The 19,676-nt window shown below is 71.5% G+C and carries 14 protein-coding genes and 1 pseudogene; 10 read left to right on the top strand and 5 right to left on the bottom strand.

Annotation, left to right across the window (positions count from 1 at the left end):
* The first annotated feature begins 90 nt into the window (after positions 1–90).
* Complete coding sequence (locus tag ACQEV8_RS06240) at positions 91–1,119, top strand: ABC transporter substrate-binding protein (RefSeq protein ID WP_432958047.1); 1,029 nt, start codon at positions 91–93, stop codon at positions 1,117–1,119.
* Between the two features lie 52 nt (positions 1,120–1,171).
* Positions 1,172–2,247 (top strand): annotated as a pseudogene (locus ACQEV8_RS06245) (NAD(P)-binding domain-containing protein).
* 87 nt (positions 2,248–2,334) lie between these two features.
* Here the strand turns inward: ACQEV8_RS06245 and mltG are convergent.
* Both mltG and ACQEV8_RS06255 read right to left on the bottom strand, forming a co-directional pair.
* Complete coding sequence (gene mltG / locus ACQEV8_RS06250; protein WP_432958049.1) at positions 2,335–3,180, bottom strand: endolytic transglycosylase MltG; 846 nt, start codon at positions 3,178–3,180, stop codon at positions 2,335–2,337.
* Between the two features lie 43 nt (positions 3,181–3,223).
* Positions 3,224–5,026, bottom strand: coding sequence for an ABC transporter ATP-binding protein (locus ACQEV8_RS06255; RefSeq protein ID WP_432958050.1), 1,803 nt, complete (start codon positions 5,024–5,026; stop codon positions 3,224–3,226).
* Between the two features lie 105 nt (positions 5,027–5,131).
* Between ACQEV8_RS06255 and ACQEV8_RS06260 the strand changes: the two genes are divergently transcribed.
* Positions 5,132–5,581 carry a MarR family winged helix-turn-helix transcriptional regulator gene (locus ACQEV8_RS06260; protein ID WP_432958052.1) on the top strand — a complete coding sequence of 150 codons (450 nt, stop codon included), beginning with the start codon at positions 5,132–5,134 and terminating at the stop codon, positions 5,579–5,581.
* Positions 5,582–5,984: 403 nt separating this feature from the next.
* On the opposite strand, the gene ACQEV8_RS06265 is transcribed toward ACQEV8_RS06260, so the two are convergent.
* Positions 5,985–7,421, bottom strand: a complete 1,437-nt coding sequence (locus tag ACQEV8_RS06265; protein WP_432958054.1) for a cation:dicarboxylate symporter family transporter — start codon at positions 7,419–7,421, stop codon at positions 5,985–5,987.
* Between the two features lie 175 nt (positions 7,422–7,596).
* Positions 7,597–9,204 (bottom strand): peptide-N4-asparagine amidase, encoded by a 1,608-nt coding sequence (locus tag ACQEV8_RS06270; protein ID WP_432958056.1) that lies wholly within the window; start codon positions 9,202–9,204, stop codon positions 7,597–7,599.
* Positions 9,205–9,430: 226 nt separating this feature from the next.
* Between ACQEV8_RS06270 and ACQEV8_RS06275 the strand changes: the two genes are divergently transcribed.
* The 4 genes from ACQEV8_RS06275 (at position 9,431) to ACQEV8_RS06290 (ending at position 14,215) form a co-directional block, all read left to right on the top strand.
* Positions 9,431–11,236 carry an ABC transporter ATP-binding protein gene (locus ACQEV8_RS06275; RefSeq protein WP_432958057.1) on the top strand — a complete coding sequence of 602 codons (1,806 nt, stop codon included), beginning with the start codon at positions 9,431–9,433 and terminating at the stop codon, positions 11,234–11,236.
* Positions 11,233–13,014, top strand: coding sequence for an ABC transporter ATP-binding protein (locus ACQEV8_RS06280; protein WP_432958058.1), 1,782 nt, complete (start codon positions 11,233–11,235; stop codon positions 13,012–13,014). Before ACQEV8_RS06275 ends, ACQEV8_RS06280 begins: the two co-directional genes overlap by 4 nt.
* Before the next feature lie 449 nt (positions 13,015–13,463).
* Complete coding sequence (locus ACQEV8_RS06285) at positions 13,464–13,934, top strand: DUF5709 domain-containing protein (RefSeq protein ID WP_432958059.1); 471 nt, start codon at positions 13,464–13,466, stop codon at positions 13,932–13,934.
* A gap of 35 nt (positions 13,935–13,969) precedes the next feature.
* On the top strand, positions 13,970–14,215 hold the full coding sequence (locus tag ACQEV8_RS06290; protein ID WP_376384044.1) for a type B 50S ribosomal protein L31: 246 nt from the start codon (positions 13,970–13,972) through the stop codon (positions 14,213–14,215).
* Positions 14,216–14,240: 25 nt separating this feature from the next.
* Here ACQEV8_RS06290 and ACQEV8_RS06295 read toward each other — a convergent pair whose 3' ends face one another.
* Positions 14,241–15,035, bottom strand: coding sequence for a metal-dependent hydrolase (locus ACQEV8_RS06295; RefSeq protein WP_432958061.1), 795 nt, complete (start codon positions 15,033–15,035; stop codon positions 14,241–14,243).
* A gap of 144 nt (positions 15,036–15,179) precedes the next feature.
* On the opposite strand from ACQEV8_RS06295, the gene ACQEV8_RS06300 reads away from it, so the two are divergent.
* From ACQEV8_RS06300 to ACQEV8_RS06310, 3 genes are all read left to right on the top strand, one after another.
* Positions 15,180–17,693: a DEAD/DEAH box helicase gene (locus ACQEV8_RS06300; protein ID WP_432958062.1), complete on the top strand. Its 2,514-nt coding sequence runs from the start codon at positions 15,180–15,182 to the stop codon at positions 17,691–17,693.
* A 37-nt stretch (positions 17,694–17,730) separates the two neighbouring features.
* A complete protein-coding gene (locus tag ACQEV8_RS06305; protein WP_432958064.1) occupies positions 17,731–18,603 on the top strand; it encodes an acyl-CoA thioesterase in 873 nt (290 codons plus the stop codon).
* 151 nt (positions 18,604–18,754) lie between these two features.
* Positions 18,755–19,663, top strand: a complete 909-nt coding sequence (locus tag ACQEV8_RS06310) for a DMT family transporter (RefSeq protein ID WP_432972477.1) — start codon at positions 18,755–18,757, stop codon at positions 19,661–19,663.
* The last annotated feature ends 13 nt before the right edge of the window (positions 19,664–19,676 follow it).

The following is a 19,676-nucleotide window of genomic DNA, read 5'->3' on the forward strand; positions in this document are numbered from 1 at the left end:
ACCTCATGTACGACCCCGTACGACCGAAGCCGCCTGACCTGCGCGAACCTCTCACGCACGACCCGTACGACCCACACGAACGGAACCGCCATGCGACGACGCCTCGCCCCCGCCGCCCTGCTTCTCCCCCTCGCCCTTCTGCTCTCCGCCTGCGGCGGGAACTCGGCCGCCGGCACGTCGGACGGCGGCACCGACGGCCAGGGCGACGTCACGATCGACGTCGGTGACCAGAAGGGCGGTTCGGAGGCCATCCTGCGGGCCGCGGGGGAGCTGAAGAACCTCGACTACAAGATCAAGTGGTCCACGTTCACCTCCGGCCCGCCCCTGCTGGAGGCCGTCAACGCCAAGGCCGTCGACATCGGCGGCGTCGGCAACACCCCGCCGGTGTTCGCGGCCGGGGCGGACTCGAAGATCAAGGTCGTCGCCGCCTGGCACGGCACATCCAAGGGCGACACCATCCTCGTCCCGAACGACTCGCCGCTGAAGGACCCCGCGCAGCTCAAGGGCAAGTCGGTCGCCGTCGCCCAGGGATCCTCCGCGAACTACCAGCTGGTCGCGAACCTGAGGAAGGTCGGGCTGAAGCTGAGCGACGTCAAGGTCAAGTACCTCCAGCCGGCCGACGCGCTCGCCGCGTTCACCGCCGGCAAGGTCGACGCCTGGGCGGTGTGGGACCCGTACACCTCGCAGGTGCTGAAGGCCAAGCAGGGACGGGTGCTGTCCGACGGCGACGGTGTGACCAACGGGCTCACCTTCCAGGTCGCGGCACCCGACGCGCTCAAGGACAAGAAGAAGGCGGCCGCCGTCAAGGACTACCTGGAGCGGCTGCGGCGCGCCTACACCTGGGTGTACGACCACGAGGAGGAGTGGGCGAAGGTCTGGGCGAAGGACACCGGGCTCCCCGAGGACGTGGCGCTGGCGGCGGTGAAGCGCACCTACACCACCCGGGTCGAGGTCGCCGTCGACAAGCCGCTGATCGCCTCCGAGCAGGAGATCGCCGACACGTTCACGGCGTTGAAGCTGATCCCGCGCAAGGTCGACTTCGCCGACTTCACCGACACCCGGTTCAACGGCGACCTGCCGCCGTCGACCACCGCGCCCCGGCCCTCGGAAGGCTCGTGACCTGACCTGACCGTGCGGGAAGATCCAGGCCTCCGACACGGTTGGCAGAAGCGTGAACAACACACGCGAGGTCGAGGTGGTCGTCATAGGCGCCGGTCAGGCCGGTCTGGCCGGCGCCTATCACCTGCGGCGAGCCGGTTACGAGCCGGACCGCGACTTCGTCGTGCTGGACCACTCCCCCGGGCCCGGCGGCGCCTGGCAGTTCCGCTGGCCGTCGCTGACGTACGGCAAGGTGCACGGCATGCACGCGCTGCCGGGGATGGAACTCACCGGCGCGGACCCGGCGCGGCCGTCCGCCGAGGTGATCGGCGACTACTTCGACCGCTACGAGCGGACCTTCGGCCTGCGGGTGCGGCGCCCGGTCGACGTACGGGCCGTGCGCGAGGGCCCCGGCGGGCGGCTGCTTGTGGAGACCTCGGACGGAGTCTGGTCGACGCGGGCGCTGATCAACGCGACCGGCACCTGGGACCGGCCGTTCTGGCCGCGCTATCCCGGGCAGGAGACCTTCCGGGGACGGCAGTTGCACACCGCGCGGTACCCCGGTCCCGAGGCGTTCGCCGGGCAGCGGGTCGTCGTGGTGGGGGCGGCGCGTCGGGCACGCAGCACTTGCTGGAGATCGCCGCGCACGCCGCAGCCACCACCTGGGTGACGCGGCGCCCGCCCGTCTTCCGTGCGGGGCCCTTCGACGAGGACGCGGGCCGGGCGGCGGTCGCGCTCGTCGAGGAACGGGTACGGCAGGGGCTGCCGCCGAGGAGCGTCGTCTCGGTCACCGGGCTGCCGCTCAACGACGCGATCCGGCGGGGCATCGAGGACGGGGTGCTCGACCGGCAGCCGATGTTCGACCGCATCACGCCGACCGGCGTGGACTGGAAGGACGGCCGGCACCTCGATGCCGACGTCATCCTCTGGGCCACCGGCTTCCGGCCCGCCGTCGACCACCTCGCACCGCTGCGGCTGCGCGAGCCGGGCGGCGGCATCCGCGTCGAGGGCACGCGCGCGGCCGCCGACCCGCGGATCCACCTCGTCGGCTACGGACCGTCGGCCAGCACGATCGGAGCGAACCGGGCCGGCCGGTCGGCCGTCCGCGACATCAGGCGACTGCTGACACCAGAGCCGGCCGCGGCGTGACAACGACGGACGTGACGTCGGCTGCGGGCCGTCCACGGCCGGTCGAGCGCGCGCGGCGGAGCCGCACATCGACGCGGCTCCGCGCCCCTATGGGGCCGCTGTGCCCGTGCTCTTCGCCTGGGTGTTGAACTCCGCGACATTGCGCTGGTGTTCCGCGTAGTCCGCGGTGAAGCGGGTGTCGCCCGGCCGGACCGTGACGAAGTACAGCCAGTCGCCCGCGGGCGGGTTGACGGCGGCGTGCATCGCCTCCTCGCCCGGGTTGTCGATCGGTGTGGGCGGCAGGCCCATGCGCTGGTACGTGTTGTAGGGATTGTCGATCCGGGTGTCGCTCTCCGTCGTCCGCAGGGTTGAGCGGCCCAGCGCGTAGTTGACGGTGGAGTCCATCTGGAGCGGCATACCGCGCTCGAGGCGGTTGAAGACGACTCGGGCCACCTTGCCCATGTCTGCCGTGGTGGCCGCCTCCGCCTGGACGATGCTGGCGATGGTGACGGCCTGGTAGACGTTCATCGCGTTGCGCTGCGCCCCCGCTGCGATGGGCGCGCCGTTGAACTTCTCGTTGGCGGTGTCGACCATCCGCGCCAGGAGCTTTTCCGGCTTGGCCTTCCAGGGGAGCGGATAGGTCGCCGGGAAGAGGTACCCCTCCGGGTTGCCGTGTGCGTCGTCCGGCAGTTTCGTGGCGACCTTCGCGACGGACTTCTTCGCGCTGCCGGCGGGCAGGGCGAGGGCCTTGTCGACGGCGGCGTAGACCTGGCTCGCGCGCCAGCCCTCCGGGATGACCAGGGTCGCGGTCCGGCCACCGCCGTCCCCGGGCCCCAGAATCAGCAGCGGCACCGCCACGGCGGTGCCGACCAGGACGGCTCCGGTCGCGACGAGGACGATACGGCCACGGCGCGTCAGTCGCATGGCGCTTCGTGGCGGAGTGTTCGGCTGCATGCGGGCACGGTAACCCGCATTTCGCCATAAACCTGGCATATCTTCAGTTTGTCGGTTCCAGTTGGGCATCCCGGCGTACGAGCGCCGCGTACCGCCCGTCCCGCTCCAGGAGTTCCTCGTGGGTACCGCGTTCGACGGCGCGCCCCGAGTCGAGCACCACGATCTGGTCGGCACGCCGCACCGTGGACAGCCGGTGGGCGATGGTCAGCGTGGTGCGGTTGGCCGACAGGGCGTCGATGGCCTCCTGGACGGCGGCCTCGGTCCGGGTGTCCAGGGCACTGGTGGCCTCGTCGAGGATGAGGACCGGTGGGTCGCGCAGAATCGTGCGCGCGATGGCCAGGCGCTGCTTCTCACCGCCGGAGAAGCGGTGGCCGCGCTCACCTACGACGGTGTCGTAGCCGTCGGGCAGGGACGCGATGTGGTCGTGGATCTGCGCGGCCCTGGCCGCCCGGGTCAGCTCCTCGTCGGTGGCGTCGGGCCTGGCGAAGCGCAGGTTGTCGGCGACCGAGGCGTGGAAGAGGTACGTCTCCTGCGAGACGACGCCGACCGCGCGCGCCAGGGTGTCGAAGTCGAGGTCGCGGACGTCGGCCCCGTCGAGGGTGACGCGGCCGCCGGTGACGTCGTAGAGCCGGGGCACCAGATAGCCGAGCGTGGACTTGCCGGCGCCCGTGGAGCCGACGAGGGCGAGGCTGCTGCCCGCCGGGACGGTGAGGTCGATGGCGTCGAGGACCGGTCCGCTCTTGTCGTCGTAGCCGAAGGAGACGTTCTCGAAGCGGACCTCCCCCTTGATGCGGTCGAGACGGACCGGGTCCGGGCGCTCGGTGATGTCGACGGGCAGGTCGAGGTACTCGAAGATGCGCTGGAAGAGGGCGAGCGAGGTCTGGATCTGCACACCGGTCGACAGCAGGCTCACAGCCGGGCGGAACAGGCCCTGCTGGAGCGAGACGAACGCGACGATCGTGCCGATGGAGACCTCGGGGCCGCCCAGCTGGAGGGCCATGCCCGCGGTCCAGTAGATGACGGCGGGCAGGGCGGCCATCACGATCGTGATCACGGCCATGCGCCAGCGGCCGGCCATGTTCGACCGCACCTCGAGGTCGACGAGCTCCTCGGACTCGTCGGCGAAGGACTTGGTCAGCGAGTCGGAGCGGCCCATCGTGCGGCCGAGCAGGATGCCGCTGACGGAGAGCGACTCGGTGACCGTGGCCGCCATGGTGGCCATCTGCTTCTGGCGCTGGGTGGTGATCTTCCGGCGTTCTCTGCCGACGCGGCGGCTGATCCACACGAACACCGGCAGCAACAGCAGCGAGACGACGGTCAGGCGCCAGTCGAGGGCGACCATCGCGATGATCGTCGCGACCACGCTGGTCAGATTGGAGACCAGAGAGGTCGCGGTGGAGGTGACGGTGGCCTGCATGCCGCCGATGTCGTTGGCGATGCGGGACTGCACCTCGCCCGTGCGGGTGCGCGTGAAGAACGCGAGGGACATGCGCTGGAGCCGGCCGTAGACGGCGGTGCGCAGGTCGTGCATGACGCGCTGGCCGACCGTCGTGGAGATCAGGGTCTGCAGCACGCCGAAGACGCTGGTGAGGACGGCGCTGAGGATCATGCCGAGGGCGAGCAGGCTGAGCAGGCCGGTGCGCCGCTCGGGGATCGCGACGTCGAGGATCTCCTTCAGCATGAAGGGCGTGGCGACCGAGACCAGCGAGGCGGCGCCGACGAGCAGGCCGACGATCGCGAGGCGGCCTCGGTAGGGGCGGAAGAGCCTGAGGATGCGGCGGACCTGCCGGGGCTGCTCCTTCGAGCCGTCGGGTGGGGTCCAGCGGCTTTCGTGGTCGGGAGGCATGGGCTCCTTCGAGAGCGGTACGGCACCGGCGGGCGCCGGGCGGGTCGGATCGTAGCTCATTGTTACCTATACTCACAATGAACTACATCCTGATATTGTTCCCGCATGACCACGCCCGACTCCGACGGCCTGCTCGCCGAGCAGTTGCTGCGGCTCACCCGCCGGGTCCATCGCATCCAGAAGCGCCATCTGGAGCAGCGCGACCTCGGCATCACCCCGGCCCAGTCCCGGCTGCTGCGCACCCTCGCGCACTGGGGCTCGCCGCCGCGTATGGCCGATCTGGCCGAGCGCCTGGAGGTGGTACCCCGGGCCGTGACGACGCTGGTCGACGCGCTGGAGGCGAGCGGAAAGGTACGGCGAGTCCCGGACCCGGCGAACCGGCGGGTGATCCGCATCGAGCTCACGGACGACGGGCATGGCGCCCTGCGCGAGCTGCGGGCGGCGCGCAGATCGGCCGCGGAGGAGATCCTCGCACCGTTGACGGAGGGTCAGCGCGCGGCGCTCGGGGGGCTGCTGGACACGTTGATCGACGGGGCGCCGATCGGGCGATGCTGAGGGCTGCGCCGATCGAACGGGAGACGGCCCTGCGGGGGTGTGAGCCTCGCCCGACCACACGGGCGCCGACCCCACGGCGCTGAGAGCCTCGCCCACCGAAGGGACACCGGCCCGACGGGAGGGGGCTGGCCGATCGGCTGGGAGCCAGTTGGCGGCGCCGAGAGCTTCACCCGTCAACCAGGCACCAGCCCGGCGGGACGAAGCACCTCGCCGATCGACCGGGAGCCGGCCGGCGGCGCCAAGAGCCTCACGGGCGCCGGCCCGGTGGCGTCGAAGGTCTTGACGGTCGGGCGGGAGCCGGTGTGGCAGAGGGGCTGAAGTCCCGTGACGACACCGCGCGCGAAACGGGCCGCGGCCGCCGCTCGTTCTGCTGGAGCGGCGGCCGCGGCGCGTTCGGTTTCGGTCAACCGACCTCGGGGGCCGGCTCCTTGGGCTTCTGGGTGGGGATGGCCGATGCCGGGGTCTCGGCCGTCGTCGGCTCTACCGCCGGGGCCTCGGCGGCGGCACCCTTCCCGCCGTCACCCTCGTCGTCGCCCTCCGGCGGAGCCGCGTAGTCCCCGTCGAGCGTCTTCTTCGCCCGGTCGGTGTCCAGGGCCCCCTCCCAGCGGGACACCGCGAACACGGCGACGCAGTTGCCGAGCAGGTTGGTGACGACACGCATCGAGTCCATGATGCGGTCCACGCCGAGCAGCAGGGCGACCGCTCCGGCCGGAATGGCGCCCAGGGAAGAGGCGGTCGCGGACAGGGCGAGGAACGCCGAGCCGGGGATGCCCGCCATGCCCTTGCTGGTCAGCATCAGCACCAGGACCACGGTGACCTGCTGGCCCAGAGTCAGGTCCACGCCCACCGCCTGGGCGATGAACAGCGTGCCGATGGACAGATAGAGCGAGGCGCCGTCGAGGTTGAAGGAGTAGCCCGTGGGCAGCACCAGACCCACGGCGTCGTCGCGGGCACCGGCCCGCCGCAGCTTCTGCATCACACGCGGCATGACCGCCTCCGTGGACGCGGTACCGAGCGCGAGCAGCATCTCCTCGCGGATGTAGCGCAGGAACTTCCAGAGGCTGAGCCCGGTCACCAGGCGTAGCGCGACGGCGAGCAGCACGATGAACAACGCCGCCGCGACATAGCAGAGCACGATGAGCTTGGCGTACGTCTTCATCACGCCCAGCCCGTAGTTACCGACGAGATGGGCCATCGCGCCGAACACCGCGATCGGCGCCAGTCGCATGACGAAGCCGACGACCGCGAAGATGACTTCCTGGGCCTGGTCGATCGCGGGAAGGATCTTCGGCACCTTGGTGTGCCCGAGGTGCAGCAGGGCGGCGCCCACCAGACAGGCCAGGATCAGGACCTGGAGCAACTCGTTCTCGGCGAAGGCTCCGACGAAACTCTCGGGCAGCGCGTGCAGGAGGAACTCGGACGTCGAGGGCAGATGCTCGCCGCCGGTCGTCTTCTCCACTGCGGAGGCGTCCAGCGAGGCGGGGTCGACGTTCATGCCCTTGCCGGGCCCCACGACGTTGGCGGCGAGGAGACCGATGACCAGGGCGACCGTGGAGGCGATCTCGAACCAGATCAGGGCCTTGACCCCGATCCGGCCGAAAGCCTTCAGGTCACCGGCCTTGGCGATGCCGACCACGACCACGCAGAACACCAGCGGCGAGATCACGGTCTTGATGAGGCGGGTGAAACCGTCGCCGAGCGGCTGGAGAGCCGTGGCCGTGTCCGGCCACAGCTTTCCGACGACGATTCCGAGAACGAGCGCGCAGAGAACCTGCGCGAAAAGCGAGGTACGCAGTGTGCGTGCGACACGTCGCGGCAGAGACGGTACGGACGGTGGCACGGAGCCTCCTTGGGGGACGGACTACACAGAGGCCGGAGGGGACTTCTGCGATACGGAAAGGCGCTTCCGTAACCGATCACTCTGGAGGCTGTCTTGATCGCGCACAAGACCGCAATGTTTCGGCCACGTAAAAGTGGCCTAAGTGATGCATGTCACACCGGCCACACGGGCCCCGTCAGCAGCGGTCGCGGTCTCCTGTGAGCACCCCCTGCACCGTGCTCAGGGTGCGGTCGTAGCAGCCGTGCGAACCGTACAGCCGGTAGCGCTCACTCGTGGTGCCGACCGCGTGCCGCTGGTCACGGGGCACGTTCGCCGTGTACGTGGCATCGCCCGAGTACGAGTCGTCGAGGCGCGACCAGGCGGCGCGCCGGCCGCCCCGCGACTCGACGGCAGTGGCGCGGTCGCCGAGGGTCAGCACGGTGCGCAGCCGGTCGCCCGCTCCGACGGTGGTCGTGCCGTCCATCGTGTAGATCCGGTGCGTGCGTGTGCTTCGGGCCGGTCCGCGCCCGTCGACGGTCACCGACTCGTCGTCCGTCCAGGTGGCCTCGAGCCCGTCGCTCGTCTCGCCGTCGGTCCAGCGGTGCTCGGAGGTGTGGGCGAGCGAGCGGCCGACGGTCGTGGTGACGCGGCCGTGCGAGGTGTCCACGTATCCGGCGACGGTCAGCCGGTGCGCGCCCTCGGTGTCCACCTGGTGCTCCGAACCGGGCGTGTAGGCCGAGGAGTCGGTGAGGTCGCCCTCCCGGTGCACGGTGAGCTTTCCGGTGACCTGGGCGCGCCGCTCGTCCTGCCAGACGAGGACGTTCACGGGTGTGCTCCAGCCGGCCTGTCCCTCCGGCACACCGACGACCGAGACCTCGACGCGATGCGGCCGGCCGTCGTTGAGGAGCCCGGCGAAGGGGGTGAGGTCGTAGGTGATCGGCTTGATGTCGAAGGCGCGCGGGCCCGGGGTCACGTACCAGAGAAAGGGGTTGGACCAGCCGCCGGTCCACACGGTCGGAAAGGGCGTGGCGATGCCCGCGAGCCGGCCGTCCACGCGGATCTGGACTTCCCGGTAGGGGCCCTCCCCGGCCTTGCAGGAGTACGGCGCGGGATCGGGCACCGACAGGTACCAGTACTCCTCGCAGCCGCCTCCGGAGCCGGTGGCGTACACCTCGGCGACGACGCGCTCGCTGTTGCGCGGGGTGGTGAGGGCCGAGTCGCCGTCGAGGGTGAGGACCCGGTCGGGGCTCTCGCCGTCCGGGCGGCCTTCGTAGAACGTCAGCGTGACCTTGACGTCGAGGACGCCCGTGTAGGTGTCGTCGACGACGTTGCCGATGAGCATCTCGACGTCCTGGGGGCCTCGGAAGGTGTCGCCGTAGCGCGTGACGTCCTTCTCCACGGACCACTGGATGCCGTCGGGCGAGGGCTGCGGCGTCGACGTACGGAAGATCTCGACCCCGCCTACGTGCAGATAGCCCAGCCGGTCGTACTGGCGCCCCTTGACCTTCCCGTCGAGCCGCAGCACCACCTTGCTCCACCGGTCGCCGCAGCCGCCGGGCGGGGTGTACCTGCCCCGGTACGGGGTGAAGTCGCGGAACTGCGCCTGGGCGACGGTGACTTCGCAGGACCTGCCCGTAGGCCTGCCGACGGGCGGGGCGGCCGTGACCGGGTCGTGCCAGTCGGTGCCGAACTCGGCGGGAACATCGGCGGGGACGTCGGCCGCCCGGGCGGGACCGGTTCCGAGGAGGGTGCTCGCCAGGAGGGTCGCCCCCGCAAGCATGGACATGACTATCCGTCTCTTCATGGCCGGTGTTCTACGGGGAGTCCACCGCCTCCGCAATGAGCAACCGCCCGTCGGGCAGCGCCGTTCCCACCCCTGTCGGCCGGTTCCCGTCGGTGGGCCGCGCACGCGCCGTAAAACCGGTTGCCTCCGACCATGCCGCGACGCGAACCTGTCACGGTTTGCTGCCATCGGCCGAACCTCCACCCTCCCCCTTCCCCATCCCCCTGACACGAGCCACTGGGACGTCATGCAGATTCAAGACCTTCCCTACGCCGACCCCGGCGTACCGGACGCGCGTTCGGGTCCCCGATTCCTGTGGTGGCTCTTCCGGAATCAGCTGGGCGGACAGCTCAAGTCGCTGGCCTGGGGACTACTGCACTTCGCCTCCGTCGCCACGCTGCCGTTCTGCGTCGGTGTCGCCGTGCAGGCCGTCGTCGACCGCTCCGGCGCACGGCTCGCCCTGGCGGGCGGCCTGCTGGCACTGGCCTGCGTCGGCAACGCGGTCGGCGACACCTTCCTGCACCGCACCGCCATCACCAACTGGATCACGGCGGCCGCCCGCGTCCAGCAACTGCTCGCCCGCAAGGCCGCCCAGCTGGGCTCGGCGCTGACCCGGCGCGTCGCGGCCGGTGAGGTCGTCGCCGTGTCCACGGGTGACGTCGAGAAGATCGGCTGGTTCGTGGAGGCCTGGTCGCGGTTCACCGCGGCCTTGGTCACCATCGTGCTGGTCTGCGTCGGCCTGGTCGTCTACCAGCCCGCGCTCGGCGTGGTCGTGGCCGTGGGCCTGCCCGTGCTGGCACTCGCCGTGCTGCCCCTGCTGCCCCGCGCCACCCGGCGGGCCGACACCCAGCGCGAGAAGGCCGGACGTGCCACCGAACTCGCCTCGGACACCGTCGCCGGTCTGCGCGTGCTGCGCGGCATCGGCGGCGAGGAACTGTTCCTCGACCGCTACCGCAGCGCCTCCCAGGAAGTCCGGCACGCGGCCGTGCGCAGCGCCCGGATGTGGTCCCTGATCTCCGCGATCCAGGTCCTGCTGCCCGGCCTGCTGCTCATCGCCGTCGTCTGGCACGGCGTGCAGCTGGCCCGCCAGGGCCGGATCACCGTCGGCGAACTGGTCACCGTCTACAGCTCGGTGATGGTCCTCACCTATCCGCTGCGGCACTTCGAGGAGATCGCCATGGCGTACGCCTTCTCACGGCCCTCGGCCAAGCGGGCCGCGGGCGTGTTGTCGCTGGAGCGGGCCACGGACACCGCCGGGTCCCGCGCCGCCGAGGTCCCCTCTGGAGAGCTGTACGACCCGGAGACCGGGCTGCGCGCGTCCACCGGCCGGCTCACCGCCGTGGTGTGCGGCGACCCGGACGCGGCGGGCCGGCTGGCGGAACGGCTGGGCGGGCACCCGTCTCAGGCGGGCACCGCGGTGCTGCTGGGAGGTGTGCCGCTCGACGAACTCCCGCTGGCCTCGGCCCGTACGGCCGTCCTCGTCCAGGACAAGGACCCGGTGCTGCTCTCCGGCTCGCTGCGCGAACTGCTCGATGTACCCGCGTCGGGTGCCGTGGAGCCGCGGGAGGCGCTGGCGGCCGCGCAGTGCGACGACGTGCTGGCGGCGCTGGTGCAGGGTTCGCTGGACGCCGCCGACCCCATGGACGCCCGGATCACCGAACGCGGCCGGTCCCTGTCCGGCGGGCAGCGCCAGCGGCTCGCGCTCGCCCGGTCGCTGATCACGGACCCGGAGGTGCTGGTCCTGGACGAGCCGACCTCGGCCGTCGACTCGCACACCGAGGCACGGATCGCCCAGGGCGTGCGGGAGCTGCGCGCGGGGCGCACGACCGTGGTGTTCACGTCCTCCCCGCTGCTGCTGGACCGCGCCGACCGGGTCGTGTTCCTGCACGACGGCGAGGTCGCCGCGGTCGGCGCCCACCGCGAGCTGGTGCGCGCCGAGCCCCGCTACCGGGCGGTCGTCACCCGCGAGACCGAGGACGAGGCCGCCCTGGACGGCGCGGCCGACCTGACCGACGTACTGGCTGAACTGGAAGAGATCGAGGAGAAGGCATGATCGGCGTCGCGCCACCGGCCTACGACCCGGCGGCCCCGACGACGGCGAACACCCTGCCGGTCGGTGCCCCCGCGACCGTCCGCGCCTACGCGGCCGAACTGCTGCGCCGGCACCGCCGGGCGTTCCTGCTGCTCGTCGCCGTCAACACGATCGCCGTCATCGCCTCGATGGCCGGTCCGTGGCTGCTGGGCGGGCTCGTGGAGCGGGTGTCCGACGGGGCGCGCGACCTGCGGCTGGAACTCACGGCGGGGCTGTTCGTGGCCGCGCTGGCCGTCCAGGCGGCGTTCGTCCGTCAGGTGCGGCTGCGCGGCGCGATGCTCGGTGAGCGGATGCTGGCCGACCTGCGCGAGGACTTCCTCGTGCGGTCGGTCGGGCTGCCGCCCGGTGTGCTGGAGCGCGCCGGGACCGGGGATCTGCTGTCACGGATCACGACGGACATCGACCGGCTGGGCAACGCCATGCGCGAGGCCGTGCCGCAGCTGTCGATCGGCGTGGTGTGGGTGGTGCTGCTGATGGGCGGGCTGGTGGTCACGGCGCCGCCGCTGGCGCTCGCCGTGCTGCTCGCCCTGCCGCTGCTGGTGGTCGGCTGCCGCTGGTACTTCCGGCGGGCGGGAGCCGCCTACCGCTCGGAGTCCGCCGGGTACGCCGCGGTGGCCGCCGCGCTCGCCGAGACCGTGGACGCCGGCCGTACGGTCGAGGCGCACCGCCTCGGTGCCCGCCGGGTGGCGCTGTCCGAGCGGCGGATCAAGGAGTGGACGGCCTGGGAGCGCTACACGCTGTGGCTGCGGTCTGTGCTCTTCCCGGTCATCAACGTCACCCACGTGACCGTGCTCGCCTCGGTCCTGATGGTCGGCGGTGTGTTCGCCCTCCAGGGCTGGATCGACGTCGGCCAGCTCACGACGGGGGCGCTGATCGCCCAGATGCTGGTCGACCCGGTGGGCATGATCCTTCGCTGGTACGACGAGCTGCAGGTGGCCCAGGTGTCGCTGGCCCGGCTGGTCGGCGTCCGGGACATCGAACCGGAGGCCGGTGACGCCTCGGTGGCCCCTGACGGACGCCATGTGCGGGCCGACCGGGTGCACTTCGGCTATCTGGAGGGCGTGGACGTCCTGCGCAAGGTGTCCCTGGAGGTCTCCCCCGGCACCCGGCTCGCTCTGGTCGGGCCCTCGGGCGCGGGCAAGTCGACGCTGGGCCGGCTGCTCGCCGGGATCTACGCGCCCCGGGACGGCCGGATCACCCTGGGCGAGGCCGAGCTGTCCCGGATGCCGGCGGAACGCGTCCGGTCCCACGTCGCCCTGGTCAACCAGGAGCACCATGTGTTCGTCGGCTCCCTGCGCGACAACCTCCGCCTCGCCCGGACCGACGCGGTCGACGCCGAGCTCTGGGCGGCGCTGGGCGCGGTCGACGCGGACGGCTGGGCCCAAGGGCTCGACGACGGCCTGGACACCGAGGTCGGCTCCGGCGGCCTGGCGCTCACTCCGGCCCAGGCCCAGCAGATCGCACTGGCCCGCCTGGTCCTCGCGGACCCGCACACCCTGGTCCTGGACGAGGCGACATCCCTGCTCGACCCCCGAGCCGCCCGCCACCTGGAACGCTCCCTGGCCCGCGTCCTCGACGGCCGCACCGTCGTCGCCATCGCCCACCGCCTCCACACCGCCCACGACGCGGACGTCATCGCCGTCGTCGAGAACGGCCGCATCAGCGAACTGGGCAGCCACGAGGAGCTGGTGGCGGCGGAGGGGGCGTACGCGGCGCTGTGGAGGTCCTGGCACGGCTGACGCACCGGCCGGTCCGGCCGGTCCGGCCGGTCCGGCCAGGGCTCGGGGGCTCGGGGGCTCGGCGGCCGGTGCCCGGCCGGTGGGCCGAGGGCGCTGGTCCCGACCCGTTCGGCACGCTCGGCGCCGACACGCGTGACGCGCACGAGCGGCCGAGCCCCGGGTCCTGCCGACTGGTCCGGGCTCTGCCACGGGGCAGGGGCGCCCCGCGTCGGCGTCTGCGAGCGGCAGGCCGGGCGCGGTCCCGGGTGCCTGGGCTGCGAAGCCCCCGGCAGGGGCCCGTGGCGTTGCGCGGGGACGAGACCGGGTGGAAGGCTGGAAGCAGGCACCGGCTCGGGGAACGCCCGGGAACCGGAGCGGTTCGGCGGCGGGCGGCGCCAGTGCTCCGTGCGGCGGCGGCCCGGCGCGGGCCCCGGTGAGAACGGGCCCGTCCCCACCCCCTGGAGGTACCCGTGAACAGGTCCGACGGTTGGGGAGACGATGTCTACCAGCCGGATCAAGACGAGCAGAGAGAGGACACCGGTCTGCTCGACGCCGAGGACACCCTGCTGGACGACGGCGTCGACGATCCCCTGGACCGGGGCTGGTCCCCTCCCGAGCGGCCCTGGGCCGTCGAGCACCTCGGTGTGACGGCCGCCGAGCGGCACGAGGGCGAGACGCTGGACCAGCGGCTCGCCGAGGAGCTGCCGGACGCCGCGGCCCCCGACGGTGACGGTCTCGGGGACTGCCAGGGCACCGACGGGGAACTCCTGGACAACGAGGTCGGCGACGTCCGCTCCGGCCGGCTCGTGGCACCCGACGAGGGGGCGCACGAGGACGAGGAGAGCGCGCTGGTCGCCATGGACGTGGGCATCGACGGCGCCGCGGCATCGGCCGAGGAGGCCGCCGTGCACGTCGTGGACGAGGACACCCTCTCCGGCTGATCCGAAAGCCCGCCCGAGCCGCACGAGGAGCATCCATGCAGCAGGACAAGCACCCCGACTACCACCCCGTCGTCTTCCGCGACCGGACCGCCGGATACGCCTTCCTGACCCGGTCCACCGCGACCAGCGGCGAACGCATCGAGTGGGACGACGGCGAGACCTACCCCGTCGTGGACGTGGAGATCTCCTCGGAGAGCCATCCCTTCTACACGGGCAAGGCCCGCACGGTGGACTCGGAGGGCCGGGTCGCCCGGTTCGAGCGGCGGTACGGCGGCACCTGAACCCGAGCGCGAAGCCGCGGAACGCTCAGATGAAGTTGAGCGCCGCCGCGCCGCCCACCCCGCCGAGCAGCATGAACACCGGCATCAGCACCCTGAGCTCGACCCAGCTGCCCGCCCGGAACCGCAGGGCCTTCGGCGGCCCGAGCGGATACCAGCGCTTGCGCCCCACCGGTATCGGCCACAGAATCGGGCACCCGGACACGGTCAGCGCGTCCCCGATGTCGTGGACGATCGCCCCCAGCACGACCGGCAGCCCCAGCCACAGGTACTCCTGCCCCGGCGCCGTGAACAGCCAGTCCGCGCCGTTGCCCGGCTTGTCCAGGACGCCCGCGAGGATCCACGCCGTGGTCGCGGCCAGCAGCCACACCAGGACATCGCTGCTGGAGCCGCGCGCCGCCCGCCACAGCAGCCCTTCGATGGCCAGGACCAGGTGCACGAAGAGGATAGCCAGCACGCCCCACCGGTCACTGGTGATCGCCACGGCAGAGGTGCCCGCACCGATCAGGACCGCCCACAGCCAGGTGTGCGTGAGCGTCCGGTGCCCGCCGGAGCGGCGCGGGTCGCCCTGCTTCTTCGTCGCCTTGTAGACGGCGTACGACAGCTTGTCCACGATCTCGCACAGCCAGCGCGACAGGGGCCCGAAGGACCGGGAGATGGTGGCGGCCTTGTGGTCGAGGTCCGGGGCGAGCGCGGCACCGGCGCAGATCAGGGCACCCACGAGGAGGACCGGCCAGGGCATCGGATGCCCGGCCGCGGCGGCCGCGGCGCCGACGCCGAGCCAGGCGGCGGCGCCCGACAGTGAGTGTGCTGGTCCCATCATGGCCGTTGCCGCCCCATTCCTCGTGTGCCGCTGTCCAGTTGACCGGGTGCGCTGACGTGTCGTCGGCGACCCAGCGTAGCGTTCGTGATCTTCGAGCCCGCAGCCGATTCCCCCCTCGGGCATCAGGCCAGGCAAGATGGGGGCGTGACCCTCATCGATCAGCTGCCGCGGACCCCCGACCCCGACGCCCTGTACGAAGCCTTCGAGTCATGGGCCGGCGAGCGGGGTCTCACGCTCTATCCCCACCAGGAGGAGGCGCTGATCGAAGTGGTCTCCGGCGCGAACGTGATCGTGTCGACGCCCACCGGTTCCGGCAAGAGCATGATCGCGGCGGGCGCGCACTTCGCCGCGCTGGCCCGCGACGAGGTCACCTTCTACACGGCTCCGATCAAGGCGCTGGTGTCGGAGAAGTTCTTCGAACTGTGCAAGATCTTCGGCACGGAGAACGTCGGCATGCTGACCGGCGACGCGTCCGTGAACTCCGACGCCCCCGTCATCTGCTGCACCGCCGAGGTCCTGGCCTCGATCGCGCTGCGCGACGGCAAGGACGCGGACGTCGGCCAGGTCGTGATGGACGAGTTCCACTTCTACGCGGAGGGCGACCGCGGCTGGGCCTGGCAGATCCCGATCCTGGAACTGCCGCAGGCGCAGTTCGTACTGATGTCGGCGACGCTCGGCGACGTCTCCTTCTTCGAAAAGGACCTCACCCGCCGCACCGGCCGCCCGACCGCGGTGGTCCGCTCGGCGACCCGTCCGGTGCCGCTGTCGTACGAGTACCGCTACACCCCGATGACCGAGACGCTCACCGACCTGCTGGAGGCCCGGCAGGCGCCCGTCTACATCGTGCACTTCACGCAGGCGCAGGCCGTGGAGCGGGCGCAGGCGCTGATGAGCATCAACATGTGCTCGAAGCAGGAGAAGGAGCAGATCGCCGAGCTGATCGGCAACTTCCGCTTCACCACGAAGTTCGGCCGCAACCTCTCCCGCTACGTCCGGCACGGCATCGGAGTCCACCACGCGGGCATGCTGCCCAAGTACCGCCGCCTGGTGGAGAAGCTCGCGCAGGCCGGCCTGCTGAAGGTCATCTGCGGCACTGACACGCTCGGCGTGGGCGTCAACGTCCCCATCCGCACCGTGCTGTTCACCGCCCTCACCAAGTACGACGGCACCCGCGTACGCACCCTGCGGGCCCGGGAGTTCCACCAGATCGCCGGCCGCGCCGGGCGGGCCGGTTTCGACACGGAGGGCTTCGTCGTCGCGCAGGCGCCCGAGCACGTCGTCGAGAACGAGAAGGCGCTCGCCAAGGCGGGCGACGACCCGAAGAAACGCCGCAAGGTCGTCCGCAAGAAGGCACCGGAGGGCTTCGTCGCCTGGTCGGAGCAGACCTTCGAGAAGCTCATCGGCTCCGAACCGGAACCCCTGGCCTCCCGGTTCCGGGTGACGCACACCATGCTGCTCTCGGTGATCGCCCGCCCCGGCAACGCCTTCGAGGCGATGCGCCGCATGCTGGAGGACAACCACGAGCCGCGCAAACAGCAGCTGCGGCACATCCGCCGGGCCATCGCGATCTACCGTTCCCTGCTGGACGGCGGCATCGTCGAGAAGCTCGACCAGCCGGATTCCGAGGGCCGTATCGTCCGCCTCACGGTGGACCTCCAGCAGGACTTCGCGCTCAACCAGCCGCTGTCCACGTTCGCGCTCGCCGCGTTCGAGCTGCTGGACCCCGAGTCCCCGTCGTACGCCCTCGACATGGTGTCCGTCGTGGAGTCGACGCTCGACGATCCGCGGCAGATCCTGGCCGCCCAGCAGAACAAGGCGCGCGGCGAGGCCGTCGCCTTGATGAAGGCCGACGGGGTGGAGTACGAGGAGCGCATGGAGCGCCTCCAGGACATCACGTACCCGAAGCCCCTGGAGGAGCTGCTCTTCCACGCGTACGACACGTACCGCAAGAGCCACCCCTGGGTCGGCGACCATCCGCTGTCACCGAAGTCCATCATCCGCGACATGTACGAACGGGCGATGTCCTTCACGGAGTTGGTCTCCCACTACGAGCTGGCCCGCACCGAGGGCATCGTGCTGCGCTATCTCGCCAGCGCCTTCAAGGCCCTCGACCACACCGTCCCGGACGACCTCAAGTCCGAGGACCTGGAAGACTTGATCGCGTGGCTGGGCGAGATGGTGCGCCAGGTCGACTCCAGCCTGCTGGACGAGTGGGAGCAGCTCGCGAACCCGGCGGAGATGACGGCCGAGGAGGCCCAGGAGAAGGCCGACGAGGTCAAGCCGGTCACCGCCAACGCGCGCGCCTTCCGGGTGCTGGTCCGCAACGCCATGTTCCGGCGGGTCGAGCTGGCCGCCCTCGACCAGGTCGAGACGCTGGGCGAGATGGACGGGGAGTCCGGCTGGGACGCCGACGCGTGGGGCGAGGCGCTGGACAAGTACTTCGACGAGTACGAGGACCTCGGCACCGGCCCCGACGCCCGCGGCCCCAAGCTGCTGCTGATCGAGGAGGAGCCGGAGAACGCCCTGTGGCGGGTCCGGCAGATCTTCCACGACCCGAACGGCGACCACGACTGGGGTATCAGCGCGGAGGTCGACCTGACCGCCTCCGACGCGGAGGGCCGCGCCATCGTCCGCGTCACCGACGTCGGCCAGCTGTGAACGGCCGGACCGCAGCGAGCACAGGAGAATCCCACTCATGACGACGAACCCGGCCGAGAGACTCGTCGACCTGCTCGACCTGGAGCAGATCGAGGTCAACATCTTCCGCGGCCGCAGCCCGCAGGAGTCCCTCCAGCGGGTCTTCGGCGGCCAGGTGGCGGGCCAGGCCCTGGTCGCCGCCGGCCGCACCACGGAGGGCGACCGCCCCGTGCACTCGCTGCACGCGTACTTCCTGCGCCCGGGCATCCCGGGTGTGCCGATCGTCTACCAGGTGGAACGGGTGCGCGACGGGCGGTCGTTCACGACCCGCCGGGTCACGGCCGTGCAGCAGGGCCGCACGATATTCAACCTCACCGCCTCCTTCCACAAGCCGGAGGAGGGCAGTTTCGAGCACCAGCTGCCGCCGGCCCGCAAGGTCCCGGACCCGGAGTCGCTGCCCACGGTCACGGACGAGATCCGGGAGCACTTGGGCGCGCTGCCCGAGCAGTTGGAGCGCATGGCCCGCCGCCAGCCCTTCGACATCCGCTACGTGGACCGGCTGCGCTGGAGCGCCGAGGAGGCCCGGGACTCCGAACCGCGCAGCGCCGTGTGGATGCGCGCGGTCGGGCCGCTGGGCGACGACCCGCTCGTCCACACCTGCGCCCTCACCTACGCCAGCGACATGACCCTCCTGGACGCCGTCCGCATCCCGGTCGAGCCGCTGTGGGGCCCGCGGGGCTTCGACATGGCGTCCCTGGACCACGCGATGTGGTTCCACCGTCCGTTCCGCGCCGACGACTGGCTGCTGTACGACCAGGAGTCGCCGATCGCGGTCGGGGGCCGCGGTCTGGCCCGGGGCCGGATCTACGACACCGAGGGCCGGCTGGTCGTCTCCGTCGTGCAGGAGGGACTCTTCCGCAAGCTGGACTGACCGGTCCGCAGCCCGCCCGACCTGGCTTTCCGCCGCTCGGGGCACGCGCGCTCCGGCACTCCGTTCGCGCCCGTGCCCCGATCCGGTGACCATGGCAGGAGGAGGAGGCACCGCAGGCGTCACACGCCCGCCGATCCGGGAGGTGGCCACGCTGCACACCGTGCTCCCCGTCCTCTTCGCGATCTGCGCGGCCCTCAGCAACGCCGTCGCGACGGTGCTGCAACGCAAGGCGGCGCTCACCGTCCCGCGCTCCCAGGGGCTGCGGGCCGGGCTGATCCTCGATCTGCTGCGCCGGCGCGTCTGGCTGGCCGGCATCCTCGCGGTGATCGCCGCGGCCGTCTGCCAGGCGCTGGCGCTGGCGACCGGACCGCTGACGATCGTGCAGCCGCTTTTCGTGCTGGAGCTGCCACTCACCCTCATCGTCGCCTCGCTGCTGATGCACCGGCATCTGCCGGGCGTGGGCTGGCTGGCCGTCGCGGTGGTGGTGGCCGGACTGGCGGTGGCGCTCGCCGCCGCGTCCCCCTCGGGCAATCGCACCCATGTGGAGCTGGACCGCTGGATCCCCGCGCTCGCCGTGTGCGCGGGCGCGGTCGTCGTCCTCGCGCTCGCCGCCCTCAAGCGCCCGGAGGGCCGCGCGCGGGCGGCCTGCCTGGGTGCCGCGACGGCGATCAGCTACGCGGTGACCGCCGCCCTGATGAAGGCCGCCACCCACATCCTCGACGATCAGGGACTCGTGGCCTTCCTCACCGCCTGGCAGACCTATGCCTTCGCCGCGACCGGTGTGTGCGCGCTGTTCCTGCTGGAGAACGCGATGCAGGCCGGCCCGCTGGTCGCCTCGCAGCCCGCGCTCACCCTCGGTGACGCGCTGGTGAGCCTCGCCCTCGGCATCCTCCTCTACGAGGAGAGCATCCGTTCCGGCTGGTGGCTGCTGCCCCAGCTGTTCGGTGTCGCGTTGATCGCCGCGGGGGTGCTCGCCCTAGCGCGGATTCCGCTCACCCGGTCGCTGGTGGCTCCGGGCGAGGCTCCGGGCGAGGAACGTCAGACAGCGGGAGCACCCTGAACCGAGGAGGTCA

It is taken from the genome of Streptomyces sp. CA-179760, assembly GCF_050937045.1.
GTDB lineage: Bacteria > Actinomycetota > Actinomycetes > Streptomycetales > Streptomycetaceae > Streptomyces.

Coding starts and splice junctions, on each gene's coding strand:
- ACQEV8_RS06295 (WP_432958061.1), bottom strand. CDS start 15,035: ATGATGGGACCAGCACACTCACTGTCGGGCGCCGCCGCCTGGCTCGGC.
- ACQEV8_RS06255 (WP_432958050.1), bottom strand. CDS start 5,026: ATGCCTCCCGACCACGAAAGCCGCTGGACCCCACCCGACGGCTCGAAG.
- ACQEV8_RS06280 (WP_432958058.1), top strand. CDS start 11,233: ATGATCGGCGTCGCGCCACCGGCCTACGACCCGGCGGCCCCGACGACG.
- ACQEV8_RS06270 (WP_432958056.1), bottom strand. CDS start 9,204: ATGAAGAGACGGATAGTCATGTCCATGCTTGCGGGGGCGACCCTCCTG.
- ACQEV8_RS06260 (WP_432958052.1), top strand. CDS start 5,132: ATGACCACGCCCGACTCCGACGGCCTGCTCGCCGAGCAGTTGCTGCGG.
- ACQEV8_RS06305 (WP_432958064.1), top strand. CDS start 17,731: ATGACGACGAACCCGGCCGAGAGACTCGTCGACCTGCTCGACCTGGAG.
- ACQEV8_RS06275 (WP_432958057.1), top strand. CDS start 9,431: ATGCAGATTCAAGACCTTCCCTACGCCGACCCCGGCGTACCGGACGCG.
- ACQEV8_RS06290 (WP_376384044.1), top strand. CDS start 13,970: ATGCAGCAGGACAAGCACCCCGACTACCACCCCGTCGTCTTCCGCGAC.
- mltG (WP_432958049.1), bottom strand. CDS start 3,180: ATGCAGCCGAACACTCCGCCACGAAGCGCCATGCGACTGACGCGCCGT.
- ACQEV8_RS06240 (WP_432958047.1), top strand. CDS start 91: ATGCGACGACGCCTCGCCCCCGCCGCCCTGCTTCTCCCCCTCGCCCTT.